Origin of the sequence: Nannocystis pusilla (assembly GCF_026626665.1) — a bacterium.
In the GTDB taxonomy this organism is placed as follows: Bacteria; Myxococcota_A; Polyangia; order Nannocystales; family Nannocystaceae; genus Nannocystis; species Nannocystis pusilla.
In genome coordinates, this window is record NZ_JAPNKE010000002.1 from 6,549,440 (window position 1) to 6,569,688 (window position 20,249).

A 20,249-nucleotide genomic window follows, 5' to 3' on the forward strand; every position below is an offset into this window, starting at 1 on the left:
ATGTCCTAAGCGTTATGTTCCTTGAGGCAGCTCGTCCTCGCCCGGCACCGCGCACGCGCCGGCGAGCTGCGGCGCCCGGCAGCGGGCCGAGGCCGGGTCCCAGCCGTCGCACTGCAGGGCCCCGGCGCAGCGGATCGAGTCGCCGCACGGCTCGCCCTCGCGGGCCAGCGCCACGCACCTCTGCGAGTACCAGTCGCAGCTGCTGGTCAGGTCGCACGGGCCGGTCGCGCACGAATCGCCCGGGCCCGGCGCCGCCGCGCACTGGCCCTGCGGGTCGCAGAACGAGCCGAGCGTGCTGCAGCCGAGGTACCAGTCGGGCAGGCAGGCCCCGCCGAGCGGCGCGTAGGCGTAGCAGCGGCCGTCGCTGACGAAGCCCGGGTCGGCGCAGTACAGCCCCGGCTCGCAGCCGACGTCGCCGAAGTCGGCGCACGACTCCCCCTCACCGAGCAGCGCCCGACACTCGCCGGTGTTGAAGTCGCAGTAGCCGTCGGCGACGCACTCGTCGAAGCCCTGGCAGGCCGCCCCGACCGGCTGCTTCGCGGTGCACACCGTGAACATCCCGGTGTTGCCGTCGCGGCCGCAGAAGCTGCCCGCCTGGCAGCGGCTGTTGCCGTTGCACGGCGTCCCGATCGGCAGCGACGCCAGCGGCCGGCAGCCGCCGAGGCAGCACGCCTCGGTGCAGCTCGGGTCGAAGCCGCACACCATCGTCGCCGCCTCCTGCGGCGCGCACTCGACCGACAGCAGGCACGGCCCGTTCACCACCATCGTCCCGCGCAAGATCGCGTCGCAGGCCGCCTGCCCGGCCAGCTCGGCCTCGTCGGCCACGTACGTGCCCGGCATCTCGCAGCCGCGCGCCTCGACGTAGGCCAGGCAGCTCGCCGCCGCCGCCGCGTCGAACACCAGCCGCCCCGCCGCCTCCGACGCCAGCAAGTACTCGACCGCCTGCCCGCCGGCGCCGTCGTCGAGCCGCGCCTCCGCCAGCAGCCGCGGCGGGTAGGCCACTTCGAAGAACTCGACCGCGCGGCAGTCCGCCGCCGCGGCGAACGCCCCGCAGCGGACCGCCCAATCACAATATGTCTCTTCGGCCAGGTCGAAGAAGTCCGCCAGGACGATCGCCTCGCCGGTCGTCCCGGAGTCCGCGCCCGTGCCCGAGTCCGTGTCGGTCGCCGTCGGCTCCCCGCCGCACGCAAGCACCCCGGCCACGACCACGGCGACACCCCAACCCGAACTCAGGCGCATGCCCCACGCTACGGGCCGCGCGCACGGCCTGTCAACGCGCCTGCGCCAGCGGAGGCGCGGGCGGGCCCGCGCTCGCGGAACGGCGCTCTGCCAGGGCTTTGCGGGCCCCTGCGGCCTCGCCGATCAGCACCGTCGCCGCGCAGCTGGCCGTCAGGCTCGAGCGGGCGCGCTCGACCGCCTTGCGCACGCAGCCCGCCAGCCTGGGATCGGCCGCGTCGACCCGCACCAGCCCGGCCCGCCCGCCGCGGTAGCTCCAGGCCACCGCCACCGCCGCCCCGGCCGGCGCGCAGGCGTCGAGCGCCGCCTTGTGGGCCGCCACGCCCTCGAGCGCCTCCGCCAGCGCCAGCGGGTCGGTCTGCGGCATGCGGCAGGACAGCTCGTGGACCGTCAGCCCGGCCATCGTCAGCGTCGGCGCGCGGCTCGTCAGCGCCACCTCGATCTTGCGCCCGCGCGACTTCTTCAGCTGCGCCGCCAGGCCGCACGCGTCGTCGTCCCCGCCCTCGCACGCGCGCGCGAACAGGCCGGCCGCCCGGGTCGTGTCCGCCGCCGTGCCGACCCCGCGCAGCGCCGCCAGCCCCTCGCGCAGGCACCCCGCCGGCTGGGCCCCGCGCACGCCCGGGCGAAGAACTCGACCGCGCGCGCGTTCTCGCCGGGCTGCCCGTTCGCCTCGTCGTACAGCAAGATCCCCGCGTTGAAGCAGCCCGTCGCGTGCCCGAGCCCGCACGCCTGCGCGAACGAGCCCGCCGCGCGGCCCGGGTCGCGCGCCGGCAGCCCGCGACCTGCCTCGTAGAACAGCCCCGCGGTGAAGCACGCGAACGCGTCCTGCTTCACACAGCCGAGCTCGAACATGCCCAGCGCCCGCGGCGGGTCGGCCGGCACGGCTGTCCCTTCGGCCAGCATCGATCCGACCGTCGCGCAGGCCGCGGCGAAGCCGAGCCGGCACGCGCGGTCGTACAGGCCGACCGCGCGGGCCGGGTCCCTGGGCCCGCCGCCGACCCCGCCGCGCAGCACCCCGGCTAGGTTCGAGCAGCCGGCCGCATGTCCCAGAGAACATGACCGATCGAGCAGGCGCACCGCCTCGTCCGGGCGCTGCAGCCCGAGCGCCTGCATGCCCTGATCGTTGCACTCCGCCGGCTCGCAGCGGAGCGGCGGCGGTCCGGGCGGCGGCGCCGGCTCCTGCGTCGTCCCCGAGCAGGCGGACACGATCGCCAGGAGGCCCGCAGCCAGCAGCGGGAGACGCCGGTCCGTGCGCATATTTGCGCGAGCGTGGCCCACCCCCGGGAGGGTCAATCCTCCGCGGGCGCGGGCAGCCCGTCGCCCTCGCCGCGAGCGATCTGCTCTCTCCCTCGTGCGGCCACGCGCCTCGCCTCGCGACGCCACCGCAAGGAATGGGCCTCCTCGCCATCGACCTTCGCGAGCCCCGGGGAGGATGACGCCCGCGCCCGTCGCCTGCACTCACCGTGCATCGCCGCTGCGGACGCCTCGCTCCGGCGATCGCAACCCTGAACAGGGACTACACGCATCATCGCCGCCCCGAGGTCCCTCGCCCTCTCGTCCTGTCTCTCGCCGGCACCGCCCGAACGGCCTCCGCCGGCCCCGCCGACCGAATCGTCGCCCGCGCCGCGAAGACCTCCGGGCCACCGCCGGCAGCCAACCCTGAACAGGGACTACACACATTTACGCGAGCGCCGACGGTCCACTCCGCCCCCCAGCCGCCTCGCCGGCGCGCGACCGCGATCGCCGGGTCAGGGCGTGGCGACCGCGTCTCGTCGCGCCGTGCCCGACATGTCCCTTCAAACATGTCTCATCAAACACCTCATGATATCGCCGCGTCCGCTCGCCGCCCACATCCGCGACCTGCGGCTGCGGGTGTGTGCGAACGCCACGTCGTGAGCCCCGGCGAACCGGCGCCGTGGGGGTCCGCTCGGCGGCGGGCGCGGTCGTCTCGCCGGCGGTAACACTCGGGATCTTCCCAAGTTTTCGGTGGCATCGCGGCGGGCGCGCCTTTCGGCGCTGTCATGATCGAGGGGGACGGCGCATGCGAAAGCTGCGTATCCTCCTGGGACGCGAGGGCCCTTCGGGTCTCTCGGCGACGGAGAGCTCGACCATGACCATCACGGACGCGACCGAGAGCGGCGCTGGTTTGACTGGCATCGGCACCCCTGAGCAGCGGCAGCTCCTGCGCGTGCTGCAGGCCGTGCGCGACGGCGACTTCTCGGCCGAGCTCCCGGGCGACTGGACGGGCCTGGGTGGCAAGATCGCCGACACCGTCAACCAGATCATCGTCGCCAACCGGGTCATGGCCGGGGAGCTCGAGCGGATCGGCGAGGTCGTGGGCAAGCGCGGCCAGACGCGTCAGCGCGTGCGCGGACACAACCGGGCCGGCGCCTGGGGCGAGATGGAGGACTCCGTCAACACCTTGCTCGACGACCTCCTGTGGCCGACGGCCGAGGTGAGCCGGGCCATCGGCGCCGTCGCCAAGGGCGACCTGACCCAGACCATGCGGCTCGACGTCGAGGGTCGGCCGCTGCAGGGCGAGTTTTTGCGCTCGGCCACGATCGTCAACACGATGATCGACCAGATGAGCGTGTTCACCAGCGAGGTGACGCGCGTCGCTCGCGAGGTCGGCACCGACGGCAAGCTCGGCGGCCAGGCCCAGGTGGCCGGCCTGTCGGGCGTGTGGAAGGACCTGACCGACAACGTCAACTCGATGGCGGGCAACCTCACCGCCCAGGTGCGCAACATCGCCGAGGTGACGATCGCCGTCGCCAGCGGCGACCTCTCGCGCAAGATCACCGTCGACGTGCGCGGCGAGATCCTCCAGCTCAAGGAGGCGATCAACACCATGGTCGACCAGCTGCGCTCGTTCGCCTCCGAGGTGACGCGCGTCGCCCGCGAGGTCGGCTCCGAGGGCAAGCTCGGCGGTCAGGCGATCGTGCCCGGCGTCGCCGGCACCTGGAAGGACCTCACCGACTCGGTCAACGCGATGGCGCTCAACCTGACCTCGCAGGTGCGCAACATCGCCGAGGTCACCACCGCCGTCGCCCGCGGCGACCTCTCGCGCAAGATCACCGTCGACGTCAAGGGCGAGATCCTCGAGCTCAAGAACACCATCAACACGATGGTCGACCAGCTCAACGGCTTCGCCGCCGAGGTCACGCGTGTCGCCCGCGAGGTCGGCACCGAGGGCAAGCTCGGCGGTCAGGCTCAGGTCCCCGGCGTGGCAGGCACCTGGAAGGACCTCACCGACAACGTCAACTCGATGGCGTCGAACCTGACCGCGCAGGTGCGCAACATCGCCGAGGTCGCCACCGCGATCGCCGGCGGCGACCTCTCGCGCAAGATCACCGTCGACGTGCGCGGCGAGATCCTCCAGCTCAAGGAGACGCTGAACACGATGGTCGAGCAGCTGCGCTCGTTCGCCTCCGAGGTGACGCGCGTCGCTCGCGAGGTCGGCACCGAGGGCAAGCTCGGCGGTCAGGCCCAGGTCCCCGGCGTCGCCGGCACCTGGAAGGACCTCACCGACAACGTCAACGGCCTCGCCTCGAACCTCACCTCGCAGGTGCGCAACATCGCCGAGGTCACCACCGCCGTCGCCCGCGGCGACCTTTCTCGCAAGATCACCGTCGACGTCAAGGGCGAGATCCTCGAGCTCAAGAACACCATCAACACGATGGTCGACCAGCTCAACGGCTTCGCTGCCGAGGTGACCCGCGTCGCCCGCGAGGTCGGCACCGAGGGCAAGCTCGGCGGTCAGGCTCAGGTCAAGGGCGCCGGCGGCACCTGGAAGGACCTCACCGACAACGTCAACGCGATGGCGTCGAACCTCACCTCGCAGGTCCGCAACATCGCCGACGTCACCACCGCCGTGGCCCGCGGCGACCTTTCTAGAAAAATCACCGTCGACGTCAAGGGCGAGATCCTCGAGCTCAAGAACACCATCAACACGATGGTCGACCAGCTCAACGGCTTCGCGGCCGAGGTGACCCGCGTCGCCCGCGAGGTCGGCACCGAGGGCAACCTCGGCGGTCAGGCCCAGGTGCCCGGCGTCGCCGGCACCTGGAAGGACCTCACCGACAACGTCAACTCGATGGCGTCGAACCTCACCTCGCAGGTCCGCAACATCGCCGAGGTCACCACCGCCGTCGCCCGCGGCGACCTGTCGCGCAAGATCACCGTCGACGTGAAGGGCGAGATCCTCGAGCTCAAGAACACCATCAACGTCATGGTGGACCAGCTCAACGGCTTCGCCAGCGAGGTGACCCGCGTCGCCCGCGAGGTCGGCTCCGAGGGCAAGCTCGGCGGTCAGGCCCAGGTGCCCGGCGTGGCCGGCACCTGGAAGGACCTCACCGACTCGGTCAACGCGATGGCCTCGAACCTGACCTCGCAGGTGCGCAACATCGCCGAGGTCACCACCGCCGTCGCCACCGGCGACCTCTCGCGCAAGATCACCGTCGACGTGAAGGGCGAGATCCTCGAGCTCAAGAACACCATCAACACGATGGTCGACCAGCTCAACGGCTTCGCCGCCGAGGTGACCCGCGTCGCCCGCGAGGTCGGCACCGAGGGCAAGCTCGGCGGCCAGGCCCAGGTGCCCGGGATCGCCGGCACCTGGAAGGACCTGACCGACAACGTCAACTCGATGGCGTCGAACCTCACCTCGCAGGTGCGCAACATCGCCGAGGTCACCACCGCCGTGGCCCGCGGCGACCTCTCGCGCAAGATCACCGTCGACGTCGAGGGCGAGATCCTCGAGCTCAAGAACACCATCAACACGATGGTCGACCAGCTCAACGGCTTCGCCGCCGAGGTGACCCGCGTCGCCCGCGAGGTCGGCACCGAGGGCATCCTCGGCGGCCAGGCCCAGGTGCCCGGAGTGGCCGGCGCGTGGAAGGGCCTGACCGACAACGTCAACTCGATGGCGTCGAACCTCACCTCGCAGGTGCGCAACATCGCCGAGGTCACGACCGCGATCGCCCGCGGCGACCTGTCGAAGAAGATCACCGTCGACGTCAAGGGCGAGATCCTCCAGCTCAAGGACACCATCAACACGATGGTCGACCAGCTCAACGCGTTCGCGGCCGAGGTGACCCGCGTCGCCCGCGAGGTCGGCACCGAGGGCAAGCTCGGCGGTCAGGCCCAGGTCAAGGGCGTCGCCGGCACCTGGAAGGACCTCACCGACAACGTCAACGTCATGGCCGCCAACCTGACCAACCAGGTGCGCGGCATCGTCAAGGTCGTGACCGCGGTGGCCAACGGCGACCTGCGCCAGGAGCTCACGGTCGAGGCCAAGGGCGAGGTCGCGGCGCTGGCGACCACGATCAACAACATGACCGGCACGCTCGCCATCTTCGCCGACCAGGTCACCTCGGTCGCGCGCGAGGTCGGCGTCGAGGGCCGCCTCGGCGGCCAGGCCAACGTGCCCGGCGCGGCCGGCACCTGGAAGGACCTGACCGCCAACGTCAACCTCCTGGCGGCCAACCTGACCACCCAGGTCCGCGCCATCGCCGAGGTCGCCACCGCCGTGACCAAGGGCGACCTGACCCGCTCGATCCAGGTCGACGCGCGCGGCGAGGTCGCCGACCTCAAGGACAACATCAACGCGATGATCGACAACCTGCGCGCCACCACGGAGCGCAACAACGAGCAGGGCTGGCTCAAGACCAACCTCGCCAGCTTCACCCGCATGATGCAGGGCCAGCGCGACCTCATCACCGTGGGCCAGCGCCTGCTGTCCGAGCTGGTGCCGCTGATCGACGCCCAGCAGGGCGTCATGTACGTGATGGACGGCCTCAACGGCGAGGCCGCGCTGACCCAGCTGGCCAGCTACGCCGACGCCCGCGACCCCAAGAACCCGCGCCAGTACGCCGTCGGCGAGGGCCTGGTCGGCCAGTGCGCCTTCGAGCGCCAGCGGATCTTGCTGTCGCAGGTGACCGACGAGTCGGTGGTCATCAGCTCGGGCCTCTTGACCGCCCGCCCGCGCACCGTGATCGTCCTGCCGGTCCTGTTCGAGGGCCAGGTCAAGGCGGTCATCGAGCTGGCCTCGCTGCGCGAGTTCACGGCCTCGCACCTGGCCTTCCTCGAGCAGCTCACGGGCAGCATCGGCATCGTCATCAACACCATCGAGGCGACCATGCGCACCGAGGGCCTGCTGATGCAGTCGCAGCAGCTGGCCGGCGAGCTGCAGGCGCAGCAGAAGGAGCTGCAGCAGACCAACGAGGAGCTGGCGCAGAAGGCCAAGCTGCTGGCCGAGCAGAACGCGGAGGTCGAGCGCAAGAACCAGGAGATCGAGCAGGCCCGCCGCGCGCTCGAGGAGAAAGCGGCCGAGCTCGCGCTGACCTCGCGCTACAAGTCCGAGTTCCTCGCCAACATGTCGCACGAGCTGCGCACGCCGCTCAACAGCATCCTGATCCTGGGCCAGCAGCTGGCCGACAACATCGAGCACAACCTCAACGAGCGCGAGGTCGAGTTCGCCAAGACGATCCACGGCGCCGGCACCGACCTGCTCAACCTGATCAGCGACATCCTCGACCTGTCGAAGATCGAGTCGGGCACCGTCACCGTCGACTCCGAGGAGCTGCCGTTCTCGAGCCTGCGCGACACCGTCGAGCGCAACTTCCGCCACGAGGCCGAGAACCGCGGCCTCACCCTCACCACCGACTTCGCCGCCAACATCGGCCGGGCGATCACCACCGACCCCAAGCGCCTGCTGCAGGTGCTGAAGAACCTGCTGTCGAACGCCTTCAAGTTCACCGAGCGCGGCGGCGTCCGCCTCGAGGTCAAGCTGGTCGCCAGCGGCTGGAACCCCGAGCACCCGGTCCTCAGCAGCGCGCCCGGGGTGGTCTCGTTCTCGGTCAGCGACACCGGCATCGGCATCCCGCCGGAGAAGCAGCGCATCATCTTCGAGGCGTTCCAGCAGGCCGACGCCGGCACCGCCCGCAAGTACGGCGGCACCGGCCTCGGCCTGGCGATCAGCCGCGAGCTCGCCGGCCTGCTCGGCGGCGAGATCAAGCTGCACAGCGTGATCGGCAGCGGCAGCACCTTCACCCTCTACCTGCCGCTGCAGTACCAGGGCCCGGCCGCCAGCAAGCTGCCCCAGCGGCCGCAGCACCACGCCCACGCCCTGACCGCCCCGGCCGCCAACGCGCCCCCGCGCGAGCAGATCGTCGACGATCGCGACCTGCTGAGCCCCGGCGACAACTCGCTGCTGATCGTCGAGGACGACCCGCACTTCGCCCACCTCCTGCTCGAGGTGGCGCGCGAGCGCGGCTACAAGGGCCTCGTCACCCTGCGCGGCGCCGACGCCGTCAGCCTGGCGATCCAGTACCGCCCGACCGCGATCTCGCTCGACATCTTCCTGCCCGACGTCCACGGCTGGGCGGTGCTGAGCCAGCTCAAGCAGAACCCGGCGACCCGCCACATCCCGGTGCAGATCCTGACGCTCGACGACGAGCGCCAGCACGTGCTCGAGCGCGGCGCCTTCACCTACCTCAACAAGCCGCTGTCGCGCGACAGCCTCGCGGCCGCGTTCGACCGCATGAAGCGGTTCGCCAACAAGAAGCCGCGCGAGCTGCTGATCGTCGAGGACGACGCAGTCGAGCGCCGCAGCCTGTCCGAGCTGCTCGGCCACGACGACGTCAAGATCACCGCCGTCGACAGCGGCTCGGCCGCCCTGGTCGCCCTGCGCGAGCGCCCGTTCGACTGCGTGGTCCTCGACCTGCGCCTGCCCGACATGTCCGGCTTCGAGCTGCTGTCCCGCCTGCAGCACGAGCCGACCATGCGCGACCTCCCGGTCGTGGTGTTCACCGGCAAGGAGCTGTCGCCCGTCGAGGAGAGCCAGCTGCGCAAGGTCGCCAAGAGCATCGTCCTCAAGGACGTGCAGTCGCCCGAGCGCCTGCTCGACGAGACGGCGCTGGTGCTCCACCGCGACATCACGGCGCTGCCGCTCAACAAGCAGCGGATGATCGAGCGCCTGCACGACAACAACGAGGTGCTCGTCAACAAGCGGGTCCTCGTGGTCGACGACGACGTGCGCAACATCTTCGCCCTGTCGTCCCTGCTCGAGCGCCAGGGCATGCGCGTCATCAGCGCTTCGACCGGCCAGGAGGCCATCGACATCGTCAAATCCACCCCGGATTTGGCGCTGGCCCTCGTGGACATCATGATGCCCGAGATGGACGGCTACGAGACGATGCGGCGGATCCGCAAAGATCCCGGGCTCCGGCGCCTGCCCATGATCGCCCTCACCGCCAAGGCGATGAAGGGCGACCGCGAGAAGTGCCTCGAGGCCGGCGCGTCCGACTACATCGCCAAGCCGGTGAACACCGAGCAACTGCTGTCCTTGCTGCGGATCTGGCTCCACAGGTGACGGAGGTGTCGTCATGACCGCGCGCGACCGAGTCAACATCCTCCTCGTCGACGACCAGCCGGCCCGGCTGCTCAGCTACGAGGCCATCCTCGCGCCGCTCGAGCAGAACCTGGTGCGCGCGTCCTCGGGCGTCGAGGCGCTGCAGAAGCTGCTGCGCGAGGAGTTCGCCGTCATCCTCCTCGACGTCAGCATGCCGGAGATGGACGGCTTCGAGACCGCGGCGATGATCCACCAGCACCCGCGCTTCGAGCGGACGCCGATCATCTTCGTCACCGGCCACAACATCACCGACCTCGACGCCCTCCGCGGCTACGAGCTCGGCGCGGTCGACTACGTGTACGTGCCGATCGTCCCGGAGATCCTGCGCGGCAAGGTCTCGGTGCTGGTCGAGCTGCACCTCAAGCGCCAGGAGCTGGTGCGGGCCAACCGCGAGCTCGAGCAGGCCAACGCCCAGCTCGCGCTGGCCAACACCACCCTGCAGGCCGAGAAGACCCGCGAGCTCGAGCAGCTCAACGCGGTGCTCGAGCAGGCCAACGCCGGCCTGGCCGAGGCCAACCGCACCCTCGCCGCCGAGGTCGCCGAGCGACTGCGGGCCGAGGAGGCGCTGCGGCACACGCACGAGCAGCTGCGCGAGGCCGACCGCCAGAAGGACGAGTTCCTGGCCATGCTGGCCCACGAGCTGCGCAACCCGCTGGCCCCGATCCACAGCGCCGTCGAGCTGATGGGCGTCAAGGAGATCGACGACCCCGAGATCCGCTGGTGCCGCGACGTGATCGAGCGCCAGACCGAGCAGCTGCACCGCCTGGTCGACGACCTGCTCGACGTCTCGCGGATCACCCAGGGCAAGATCAAGCTGCAGAGCGCCCCGCTCGAGGTCGCGGCGGTGATAAGCCGCGCGCTCGAGACGACCCGCCCGCTGATCGACGCCCGCCGCCACCAGATCGCCGTCAGCGCCCCCGAGGACCCGATCTGGATCGAGGGCGACCGCACGCGCCTGACCCAGGTCGTCGGCAACCTGCTCAACAACGCCGCCAAGTACACCCCGGAGGGCGGGCAGATCCGCCTCACCGTCGAGCTCGCTGGCCCCGACGCGCTGGTGCTGATCCGCGTCGCCGACTCGGGCACCGGGATCTCCGGCGAGATGCTCCCGAAGTGTTCAAGCTGTTCACGCAGGTCGACCGCACCGTCCACCAGGCCCAGGGCGGCCTCGGCATCGGCCTGGCGCTGGTCCGCCGCCTGGTCGAGCTGCACGGCGGCTCGGTCGCCGCCCACAGCGAGGGGCCCGGCAGGGGCAGCGAGTTCACCGTCAAGCTGCCGCTGCTGCGCCGGGAGACCGCCGCCGAGCCGGCCCCGACAACCCCGGCGGCCCCGGCCCCGAGCCCCACGGCCCGCAAGGTGCTCGTGGTCGACGACAACGTCGACGCCGCCCTCAGCCTGGCCGGCCTGCTCAAGGTGAGCGGCAACATCGTCGAGACCGCTTACGACGGCCAGCAGGGCATCGACGCCGCCGACCGATTCCGCCCCGAGGTCATCTTCCTCGACCTCGGCATGCCGAAGCTCGACGGCTTCGGCGCCGCCTCGTGGATCCGCTCGCAGCCGTGGGCCGAAGACGTTCTCTTGATCGCAGTCACCGGCTGGGGCCAGGAGGACGTGCGCACGCGGACCCAGCAGTCCGGCTTCGACGCCCACCTGGTCAAGCCGGTCAACTTCGCCAAGCTGAGCCGGCTGATGGACCAACACCGCAGCGCCGGGCGCAAGAGCGTCGGTTGACCCCGCCTGCCGCGCGCCCCGGGGCCGCCAGACCTGTCCCGAGGACAGGCGTCAGTTCCTGTCTTCTGAGACAGCCTCGGACGGCCGTCCGCCCGCCCGCGACCGGCGCGGCCGCGCCCGCGTCATTGCCGCACTTCAGTACCGTGTTTTCACGACTATTGAGTGAATTCCGCGTCCGCGGTAGCAATCTTGCGCATGGCCGCACCGCCTCGCCCTCCCCGCGACGACGATCCGCGCTCGGAGCCATGGGCGTCGATCGACGAGGTCGCCGCGCACCTCGGGGTGCGCAAGGACTCGATCTACCGCTGGATCGAGCGCCGCGGGCTACCGGCGCAGAAGATCGGCAAGCTGTGGAAGCTGAAGCTGTCGGAGGTCGACAAGTGGATGCTCGCCGAGGGCCAGCGCCGCTCGGAGACGCCGGGGCAGAACCCGGCGACGGCGACGCCGAGGGACTACGTGCTGGTCGTCGACGACGACGAGATGGTCCGCGAGTCGTTGCGCGACTTCCTGGTCGACGAGGGCTACGGCGTGCTGGCCGCCGCCGACGGCGTCGAGGCGTTCGAGCTGCTCGCCGCGCCCGCCACGCCGCTGCCGGCCGTCATCGTCCTCGACCTCAAGATGCCGCGCATGGGCGGCAAGGAGTTCCGCGAGGCCAAGGCCCGCGACCCTCGCCTGGCGCCGATCCCCGTGCTGCTGGTGACCGCCGAGCGCCGCGTCGAGGCCGGCGGTGCGATCGTGCTGCGCAAGCCGATCGATCTGGGCGCGCTGCGCGAGGCGCTGCGCAAGCTGCTGGAGCGTCGATGAGGAGCCCGCGATGAGCCGCACCGCTGACGACGACACCCGCGCCGCCGAGCGCCGCTTCACCGCGCTGGCGCAGGCGACCGGTCAGACCGTGTGGCGGCTGGCGCCCGACGGCGACCGCCCGCTCGAGGACTCGCCGGGCTTCCGCGCGCTGACCGGCGTGAGCCGCGAGCAATGGCTGGAGCGCGGGCTGCTCGCCGGCGTGCACGCCGAAGACCGCGAGCACGTCGAGGCGTCCGTGCGCGCGGCCTTCGCTGCCGGCGCCGCGTGGGAGCTCGAGGTCCGCCTGCCGCGGCCCGACGGTCAGCCCGCCTGGACGCTGCTGCGCGCCGCCCCGGTGACCGACGCGCGCGGCGAACGGCTCGAGTGGGTCGGCGTCGCCGCCGACATCCACAAGCGCAAGGACGTCGAGACCTTCCGCGAGATGATGCTCGGGATCCTCGGCCACGACCTGCGCAACCCGCTGAACGCGATGATGGTCTCGGCCCAGCTGGCCCTCCTGCGCGCGCGCGAGGAGCCGGTCCGCACCCCGCTCGAGCGCGTGCTCGCCAGCGGCGAGCGCATGGGTCGCCTCATCGAGCAGCTGCTCGACCTGACGCAGGTGCGACTGGGCCGCGGGATCGCGATCGGCCCGGTCGCCGCCGACCTGCGGGAGATCGTCGAGCAGGCGATCGAGGAGCTGCCGAACGGCAAGACGCGGGTCCGCTTCGACGCCGTCGGCGACCTGCGCGGCACCTGGGACTTCGACCGCCTGCTGCAGGTCGTCACCATCCTGGTCGGCAACGCCATCGATCACGGCACGCCCGGCACCACGATCACCGTGCGCGCCGTCGGCGACGCCCCCGACGCCGTCGAGCTGACGGTCCACAACCTCGGCCCGGCCGTCCCCGAGAGCGTGCGCGACTCGGTGTTCGAACCGTTCCGCCGCACCGACCCCGCCCGCCGCCACGGGGCCCGCGCCCTCGGCCTCGGCCTGTTCGTCACCCGCCAGCTGGTGCTCGCCCACGGCGGGACGATCGCGTTCGAGTCGAGCGACGCCGGCGGCAACCTGATGCACGTCCACCTGCCGCGACGCCCGCCCGCGTAGCGCCCGCGACGACGGCACGCTCGGCCGCCTCGTCCGTCCCACGACGAGCGACACTCGCGACCGGCTGCATCACTCCTCGTCCGTCCCACGACGAGCGACCGCTCGCGAGCGGCAGCATCGCTCCTCGTCCGTCCCACGAGCGAGCGACACTCGCGAGCGACGGCATCGACCGCGCCCCCCACGACGAGCGACACGGCTGCAACGACCTCCCCGTCCGCACCTGTCGCGCGACCTCCGACCGCGCCCGAAGAGCGACGCCACGCCGACCCGACCTCGCTCGCACCTCGCTGCGAGCGACGCAGCATCCGGCATCCTGCTTCCGCCCGCGACAGCAGCCGCGCGACCTCGCGACCGCGACCGCATTTTCTGCCGCGAGCGATACCGTCGCGTGGACGACCGCCTCCCCGCCTCGGCGAGCTCAGCGGTGCTCCGGCTCCGGTGCGCGGGGCGCTCCCCCGCCGCGTCCGCCGGCCCGGCCCTCGACGCAGGCCCGCGGATCGAAACAGCCTTCTACGCGCCCCTGGGGCCCCTTCCGGGCCGATCCAGCCCGTATGATGATTCCGCCTCGACGGCGACCCCACATTCTCAAATGTGGTGACTCGCCGACCGTCGCCGCGATCTCCATCGCCTCGAGTCGGGCCTTTCGAAGTCATTGGCAATATTATTTTAGGGTTTTACCTGATGACAAAGCCGGTTTTAGCCCCATTTCTGGCCGTCACGAAACGAGGTCTCAGTCGGACAAAGTCGAGTAAAGTCGAAGAAAAACCGCGCATATACCGCACTTAACAGCGTTCCTTACGAGATCTTGATGCGAACTGCCCCTCTTCTTTACGTCCTCTTTATCTGATCATTGCGAATCTATTGGAGGTCAGACGAGGGGTCCACAATGCTGAATCGAATCACCAACTCCGGGAATGATTGCACGTTCAATGCGCCGATCGGTGGTGCGACGACCGCGCGGTACTTCCGCGAACTCGCCGATGTCACGGTGATGGGGAAGGACGAGGAGATGGCTGCGGCCACCCGCCTGGTCGAGCTGAAGAAGGCCATGTGGGCCGCCTTCCTGAGCTACCCGCCGTTCGTCTCGGCCATCTGCGCCCTGATCGGCGAGCGTCTGTCGGCCGAGGCCGTCCCGCCGGCCGTGCTCGAGGCCGTCGAGAAGACCTCTCGCGCCCTCCGCGACCGCGTCCTGAAGAGCCACGAGGAGGCCTTCAACGCCGCGCGCAACGCCCTCATCGATCGCCTGGTGTTCGCCGACGTCGACAGCGTCGTCGCCGACTCCATCCTCGCCGACCTCACCGGCCTCGAGGGTGACCGCGGCGTCGCCACCAACATGAAGGTCAAGCCCCCTACCGCGACAGCGCGCCCTTCGTCCGCTACGTCGCCGCCGCCCGCAAGGCCCACAACGCGGTCATGCTGGCCAAGAACGCCTTCGTGCGCTCCAACCTCCGCCTCGTCGTCGCCATCGCCCGCCGCTTCGCCCGCAGCTCGATCCCGCTGCAGGACCTCATCCAGGACGGCAACATGGGCCTGATGAAGGCCGTCGACCGCTTCGACCCCACCCGCGGCTGCCGCTTCGCCACCTACGCGGCCTGGTGGATCCGCTACGCCATCACCCGCGCCATCGTCGACACCGACCGCAGCGTCCGTCTGCCCCTCCACATGATCGACGCCTGCAAGAAGGTCAATCGCGCCCGCCGCGAGTACGAGGTCATGTACGGCCGCACCCCCACCGACGAGGAGCTGTCCTCGGCCACCGGCATCAGCATGGAGCGCATCCAGCGGATGAGCTGGTCGCTCATCGACCAGCCGCTCAGCCTCTCCCTCCCGGCCACCCGCGACGGCGAGAGCAGCCTCGCCGACACCCTCGTCGACGCCAGCCAGGCCACCCCCTACGAGCTGATGGACTCCGCCCTCCTGCAGGACGCCCTCCTCGAGGTGTTCGACAAGCTCTCGCCGATGGAGGCCGACATCCTCCGCAAGCGCGTCGGCCTCGACGGCGAGCCCGAGCTCACCCTCAAGGAGATCGGCGCCAACTACTCGCTCTCGCGCGAGCGCATCCGTCAGCTGCAGGAGCAGGCGCTGCGCAAGCTCCGCTCGGAGTTCGAGCGCCGCCAGCTCATGTAAAGAGTTCCTCTCTCGACCCCCTTACGACCCCCCGACCACGAGCCGGACGCCCCCACCGCGGGGTGCCCGGCTCGCGGCTTTTTGCTCGGCAAAACCCTCGGTCGGAGAGCCCGCGAGCGGGCCGGCAAGCTGGACCATGTCCCTTACGTACGAGTTCGCCGCATGAGCGATTGCGGCGACGGAACCCCGTTGGCGCGCGCCGTTCTTGAGCCCGGCAACGAAGAAATGACGGCGCCGTCGCCGTCGTCCTGGCCCGCCTGCCCCGCCGTGACATAGCCGAGTCTGCTCGGCCTACTTTCGAGGTTGCCGCTCGTCCATCGGTCGCCCTAAACTGGCCATTGCCGACTGCGCTCGGCACGCCTCGCGACACGGCAACCTCATGATCGGAAGCACCGCTAGTGAACGCCAGAGCATCCCCAAGGCTCCCACGGGGATCCACGGCCTCGACGACATCACGGGGGGCGGGCTGCCGCGCGGGCGGCCGACGCTGGTGTGTGGCAGCGCCGGCTGCGGCAAGACGTTGATGGCGATGGAGTTCCTGGTCCGCGGCGCGACCGAGTTCGGCGAGCCCGGCGTCTTCTTCGCCTTCGAGGAGACCCCCGACGACCTGACCGCCAACGTGCGCTCGCTCGGCTTCGACCTCGAGGACCTGGCCGCGCGCGACAGGCTGGTGGTCGAGCACATCCATATCGACCGCAGCGAGATCGAGGAGGCCGGCGAGTTCGACCTCGAGGGCCTGTTCATCCGCCTGGGCCTGGCGATCGACATGGTCGGCGCCAAGCGCGTCGTGCTCGACACGCTCGAGACGTTGTTCGGCGGCTTCGACAACGAGGCGATCCTGCGCTCCGAGCTGCGGCGGCTGTTCCGCTGGCTCAAGGACCGGGGCGTCACCGCCGTCATCACCGCCGAGCGCGGCGACGGCACCCTCACCCGCCAGGGCCTCGAGGAGTACGTGTCGGACTGCGTGATCCAGCTCGACCACCGCATGCTCGACCAGGTGTCGACGCGGCGGCTGCGGATCGTCAAGTACCGCGGCACCCATCACGGCACCAACGAGTACCCGTTCCTCATCGACAGCGACGGCTTCTCGGTGCTGCCGCTGAGCTCGCTCAAGCTCGACCACGTCGCCTCGACCGAGCGCGTGTCGACCGGCATCGAGCGGCTCGACGCCATGCTCGCCGGCGGCGTGTACCGCGGCACCAGCGTGCTGCTGTCGGGCACCGCCGGCACCGGCAAGTCGAGCATCGCCGCGCACATGGCGGCGGCCTGCTGCGCCCGCGGCGAGCGCTGCCTCTACTATTCGTTCGAGGAGTCGCCGCAGCAGGTGCTGCGCAACATGCGGTCGATCGGCCTCGACCTGGCGCCCTGGTTCGCCAACGGGATGCTCCACTTCGTCTCGACGCGCCCGACCTTCCACGGGCTCGAGATGCACCTGGCGACGATGTTCAAGCACATCCGCGAGTTCGACCCGCACCTCGTCGTCATCGACCCGATCAGCAATTTTATCGTCGTCGGCACCCCGGGCGAGACCCACGCCATGCTGCTGCGCCTGGTCGACTTCCTCAAGAGCCGCCAGATCACCGCGGTGTTTCTCAGCCTGATCAGCGGCGGCAAGGCGCTGCTCGAGGCCACCGAGCAGAACATCTCGTCGCTGATCGATACATGGATCCTCCTGCGCGACGTCGAGCTCGGCGGCGAGCGCAACCGCGGCCTCCACGTCCTGAAGTCGCGCGGCACGCCCCACTCCAACCAGGTCCGCGAGTTCCTGCTCACCAGCCACGGCGTCGAGCTGCGCGACGTCTACATCGGCCCCGAGGGCGTTCTGACCGGCTCGATGCGCCTGGCCCAGGAGGCCAAGGAGCGCGAGGCCGCCGAGGCGCGCCGCCAGGCCATCGCGCGCAAGCGACGAGAGATCGATCGCAAGCGGCAGACGCTCGACGCCCAGATCGCCGCGCTGCGGGCCGAGGCCGAGAGCCAGGAGCTCGAGCTCGAGCTCCTGCTGTCCGCGGAGGAGGCCGTCGACCGCCGGCTCACCGATGACCGCCTCGGCATGGCCCTCAGCCGCCGCGCCGACGCCCACACCGAACAAGAGGAGACCGCATGAACAGCGAGCACGAGGTACCCGCGGGGTCCCCCGACCCTGATGTGTGGGAGCTGCGGCTGTACGTGGCCGGTCAGACCCCCAAGTCGATGCAAGCGCTGCAGAACCTCCAGAAGATCTGCGAGGAGCACCTGGCCGGCCGCTACCGGATCGAGGTCATCGACTTGCACAAACACCCGAAGCTGGCCAAGCAAGACGAGATCGTCGCCATCCCGACGCTCGTCCGCAAGCTGCCCGACCCGATCCGCCGCGTCATCGGCGACCTGTCGAACATCGAGAAAGCGCTGATCGGCCTGCAGCTGGTGCCTGCTTCCACGCCATGACCGACCGCCCCACCGCCCCAGCCGCTCGCGCCTGTCCCTCCGACCAGGCACGCCGCGCCCGCCCCGCCGCGGGCACGAACACCTGTCTCTTCGGCCAGCTCCTCCGTCTCCGCCGGCCGGTCGCGGGGGTGACGCCGTGAGCGACGCCCTCGCCGCCGCCCAGCGCGAGCTCGAGGAGCTGCGCCTCCGCCTCGCCGAGGCCCAGGAGACCATCCGCGCGATCCAGGGCGGCGAGATCGACGCGCTCGTGATCAGCGACGCCGAGGACAGCGAGCCGCCGCGCGTGTTCACGCTCGACGCCGCCGACAAGCCCTACCGGCTGCTCGTCGATCAGATGCACCACGCCTCCGCCGCGCTGACGATCGACGGCGTCGTGCTCGCCTGCAACACGCAGTTCGAGCGCCTCTTGCGCCGCGAGCGGCAGGCGATCCTCGGCCAGCCGCTGCAGCAGCACATCGACCCGCCGGGCCTGCCGGTGTTCGAGGCGCTGCTGCGCGACGGTCTGGCCGCGCTGGCCGAGAGCGAAGTGATGCTGCGGCGGGCCGACGGCGAGCGCCTGCCGATCGTCCTCGGCGTGCGGGCCCTGCACGAGGGCGTCGCCGGCGTGTGTCTCCTCGTCGTCGACCTCAGCGAGCAGAAGCGGCGCGAGCGGCTGATCGCCGACGAGGCGACCGCGCGGGCGATCCTCGAGCAGGTCGCCGACGCGGTGGTCGTGTGCGACAACGAGGGCACCGTGCTGCGCGCGAGCCGGGCGGCGCACGACCTGTGCGGCACCAACCCGTTGTTCCAGCGGTTCGAGCGGGTGTTCGCGCTGGCGCGCCACGACGCTCCGGGTACGCGCGTCGACCTCGACGCGGTGTGGCGCGGCGAGCCGCTGCGCGGCCTCGAGGTCAGCTTCGACCGGCCCGGGGGCAAGCGAGCCGAGCTGATGCTGGGCGCCGGTCCGCTGGTGGTCGCCGGCGGCGAGCGGCTCGGGGTGGTGATCACGCTGACCGACATCACCTCTTTGCGCGAGGCCGAGGACGAGCTGCGGCGGCGCGCGAGCGAGCTCCAGGCCGTCGACCGCCGCAAGGACGAGTTCCTGGCGATGCTGGCCCACGAGCTGCGCAACCCGCTGTCGCCGATCCAGTCGTCGCTCGAGATCATGAACCTGCAGGCGCTCGACGACCCGCTGGCCAATCAATGCCGCGACGTCATCGAGCGCCAGGTCCAGCAGCTCACGCGGCTCGTCGACGACCTGCTCGAGGTGTCGCGCATCAACACCGGCAAGATCCAGCTGCAGATGGCGCGCATCGACCTCGGCGCCGCGGTGCTGCGCGGCATCGAGACCAGCCGCCCGGCGGTCGACGCCAAGCGCCACCGGCTCCAATTCGCCTGTCCGCCCGAGCCGGTGTGGGTGCGCGCCGACTCCACCCGGATCGCCCAGGTCATCGGCAACCTCGTCAACAACGCCGCCAAGTACACCGAGATCGGCGGCGACATCGGCGTGCGCCTCGAGTGCGAGGGCGGTCGCGCCGTCGTGCGCGTGCGCGACAGCGGGATCGGCATCCCGCAGGAGATGCTGGCCGAGGTGTTCGACCTGTTCACGCAGGTCCACCGCTCGCTCGACCGCTCGCAGGGCGGCCTCGGCATCGGCCTCGCGCTGGTCAAGCGGCTGGTCACCATCCACGGCGGCCAGGTCGAGGCGCACAGCGACGGCCCCGGGCTCGGCAGCGAGTTCGTGGTCCGCCTGCCGCTGTGGGACGGCGAGCGCGTCGGGCCCGAGGCGCCGCGCGTCGACAAGGCCGCGGCCGCGGGGCCGAGCCTGCGCGTGCTCGTCATCGACGACAACCGCGACGCCGCCGAGCTTCTGGCCGCTTTGCTCGGCATGCTCGGTCACAAGGTCCAGACCGCCGCCGACGGCCCGAGCGGGATCGCCACCGCGCTCGCCTTCGTGCCGCAGCTGGTGCTGTGCGACATCGGCCTGCCGCTGCTCGACGGCTACGGCGTGGTCGCCGACCTGCGCGCCCGGCCGGAGTTCGCCGAGACCCGCTTCATCGCCCTCACCGGCTACGGCCGCACCGAGGACCGCCAGCGCTCGCAAGCCAGCGGCTTCCACGCCCACCTGATCAAGCCGGTCGGCCTCGCCAAGCTCAAGACGCTGCTGCGCCCGCCCCAGGCCGGCGAATTCGAGACCTGACCGTTCGGACAGCCGAGCCCGCCGAGCCACGGCGAGACCCGCCCTCTCGAACAGCCGGGCGGCCTCGGCCGCGGCCAGGCCTGCGCGTTCGGACAGCCGAGCGCCCTCGCCCACGGTCAGACATGACCTCTCGGACAGCCGAGCCCGCCTCGCCCGCTCGACATGACCCTTCGGACAGGTCGAGCGGCCTCGCCCGCGGCCAGGCCTGCGCGTTCGGACAGCCGAGCGCCCTCGCCCGCGGTCTGACCTGCCCC

General features: G+C 71.0%; 12 protein-coding genes and 1 pseudogene. 10 read left to right on the plus strand and 3 right to left on the minus strand.

Going from position 1 to position 20,249, the window contains the following annotated elements; all coding sequences use genetic code 11:
• Nucleotides 1-12 precede the first annotated feature (12 nt).
• Genes OV079_RS28925 through OV079_RS28930 form a run of 3 tightly spaced genes read right to left on the minus strand, consistent with a single transcriptional unit; the run spans nt 13 to nt 2,493 of the window.
• On the minus strand, nt 13-1,239 hold the full coding sequence (locus OV079_RS28925; RefSeq protein WP_267772184.1) for a hypothetical protein: 1,227 nt from the start codon (nt 1,237-1,239) through the stop codon (nt 13-15).
• 31 nt (nt 1,240-1,270) lie between these two features.
• On the minus strand, nt 1,271-1,672 hold the full coding sequence (locus OV079_RS56320; protein WP_338088947.1) for a hypothetical protein: 402 nt from the start codon (nt 1,670-1,672) through the stop codon (nt 1,271-1,273).
• 26 nt (nt 1,673-1,698) lie between these two features.
• Nucleotides 1,699-2,493 (minus strand): tetratricopeptide repeat protein, encoded by a 795-nt coding sequence (locus tag OV079_RS28930; RefSeq protein ID WP_267772185.1) that lies wholly within the window; start codon nt 2,491-2,493, stop codon nt 1,699-1,701.
• 853 nt (nt 2,494-3,346) lie between these two features.
• Between OV079_RS28930 and OV079_RS28935 the strand changes: the two genes are divergently transcribed.
• From OV079_RS28935 to OV079_RS28980, 10 genes and pseudogenes are all read left to right on the plus strand, one after another.
• Nucleotides 3,347-9,607: a HAMP domain-containing protein gene (locus OV079_RS28935; RefSeq protein ID WP_267772186.1), complete on the plus strand. Its 6,261-nt coding sequence runs from the start codon at nt 3,347-3,349 to the stop codon at nt 9,605-9,607.
• A gap of 13 nt (nt 9,608-9,620) precedes the next feature.
• A pseudogene (locus OV079_RS28940) lies at nt 9,621-10,867 on the plus strand (hybrid sensor histidine kinase/response regulator); the annotation flags it as partial.
• A 141-nt stretch (nt 10,868-11,008) separates the two neighbouring features.
• Complete coding sequence (locus tag OV079_RS28945) at nt 11,009-11,377, plus strand: response regulator (protein ID WP_267772188.1); 369 nt, start codon at nt 11,009-11,011, stop codon at nt 11,375-11,377.
• Between the two features lie 195 nt (nt 11,378-11,572).
• Nucleotides 11,573-12,181 (plus strand): response regulator, encoded by a 609-nt coding sequence (locus OV079_RS28950; RefSeq protein ID WP_267772189.1) that lies wholly within the window; start codon nt 11,573-11,575, stop codon nt 12,179-12,181.
• A gap of 10 nt (nt 12,182-12,191) precedes the next feature.
• A complete protein-coding gene (locus OV079_RS28955) occupies nt 12,192-13,265 on the plus strand; it encodes a PAS domain-containing sensor histidine kinase (RefSeq protein WP_267772190.1) in 1,074 nt (357 codons plus the stop codon).
• An 886-nt stretch (nt 13,266-14,151) separates the two neighbouring features.
• Entirely contained in the window at nt 14,152-14,799 is a 648-nt protein-coding gene (locus OV079_RS28960; protein WP_267772191.1) for a hypothetical protein, read from the plus strand.
• A complete protein-coding gene (locus tag OV079_RS28965; RefSeq protein ID WP_267778669.1) occupies nt 14,682-15,392 on the plus strand; it encodes a sigma-70 family RNA polymerase sigma factor in 711 nt (236 codons plus the stop codon). The genes OV079_RS28960 and OV079_RS28965 overlap by 118 nt, the downstream gene beginning before the upstream one ends.
• 379 nt (nt 15,393-15,771) lie before the next feature.
• Complete coding sequence (gene kaiC / locus OV079_RS28970; RefSeq protein ID WP_267772192.1) at nt 15,772-17,496, plus strand: circadian clock protein KaiC; 1,725 nt, start codon at nt 15,772-15,774, stop codon at nt 17,494-17,496.
• Complete coding sequence (locus OV079_RS28975) at nt 17,493-17,816, plus strand: circadian clock KaiB family protein (RefSeq protein WP_267772193.1); 324 nt, start codon at nt 17,493-17,495, stop codon at nt 17,814-17,816. The genes kaiC and OV079_RS28975 overlap by 4 nt, the downstream gene beginning before the upstream one ends.
• Nucleotides 17,817-17,952: 136 nt before the next feature.
• Entirely contained in the window at nt 17,953-19,995 is a 2,043-nt protein-coding gene (locus tag OV079_RS28980) for a hybrid sensor histidine kinase/response regulator (protein ID WP_267772194.1), read from the plus strand.
• Nucleotides 19,996-20,249: the final 254 nt, after the last annotated feature.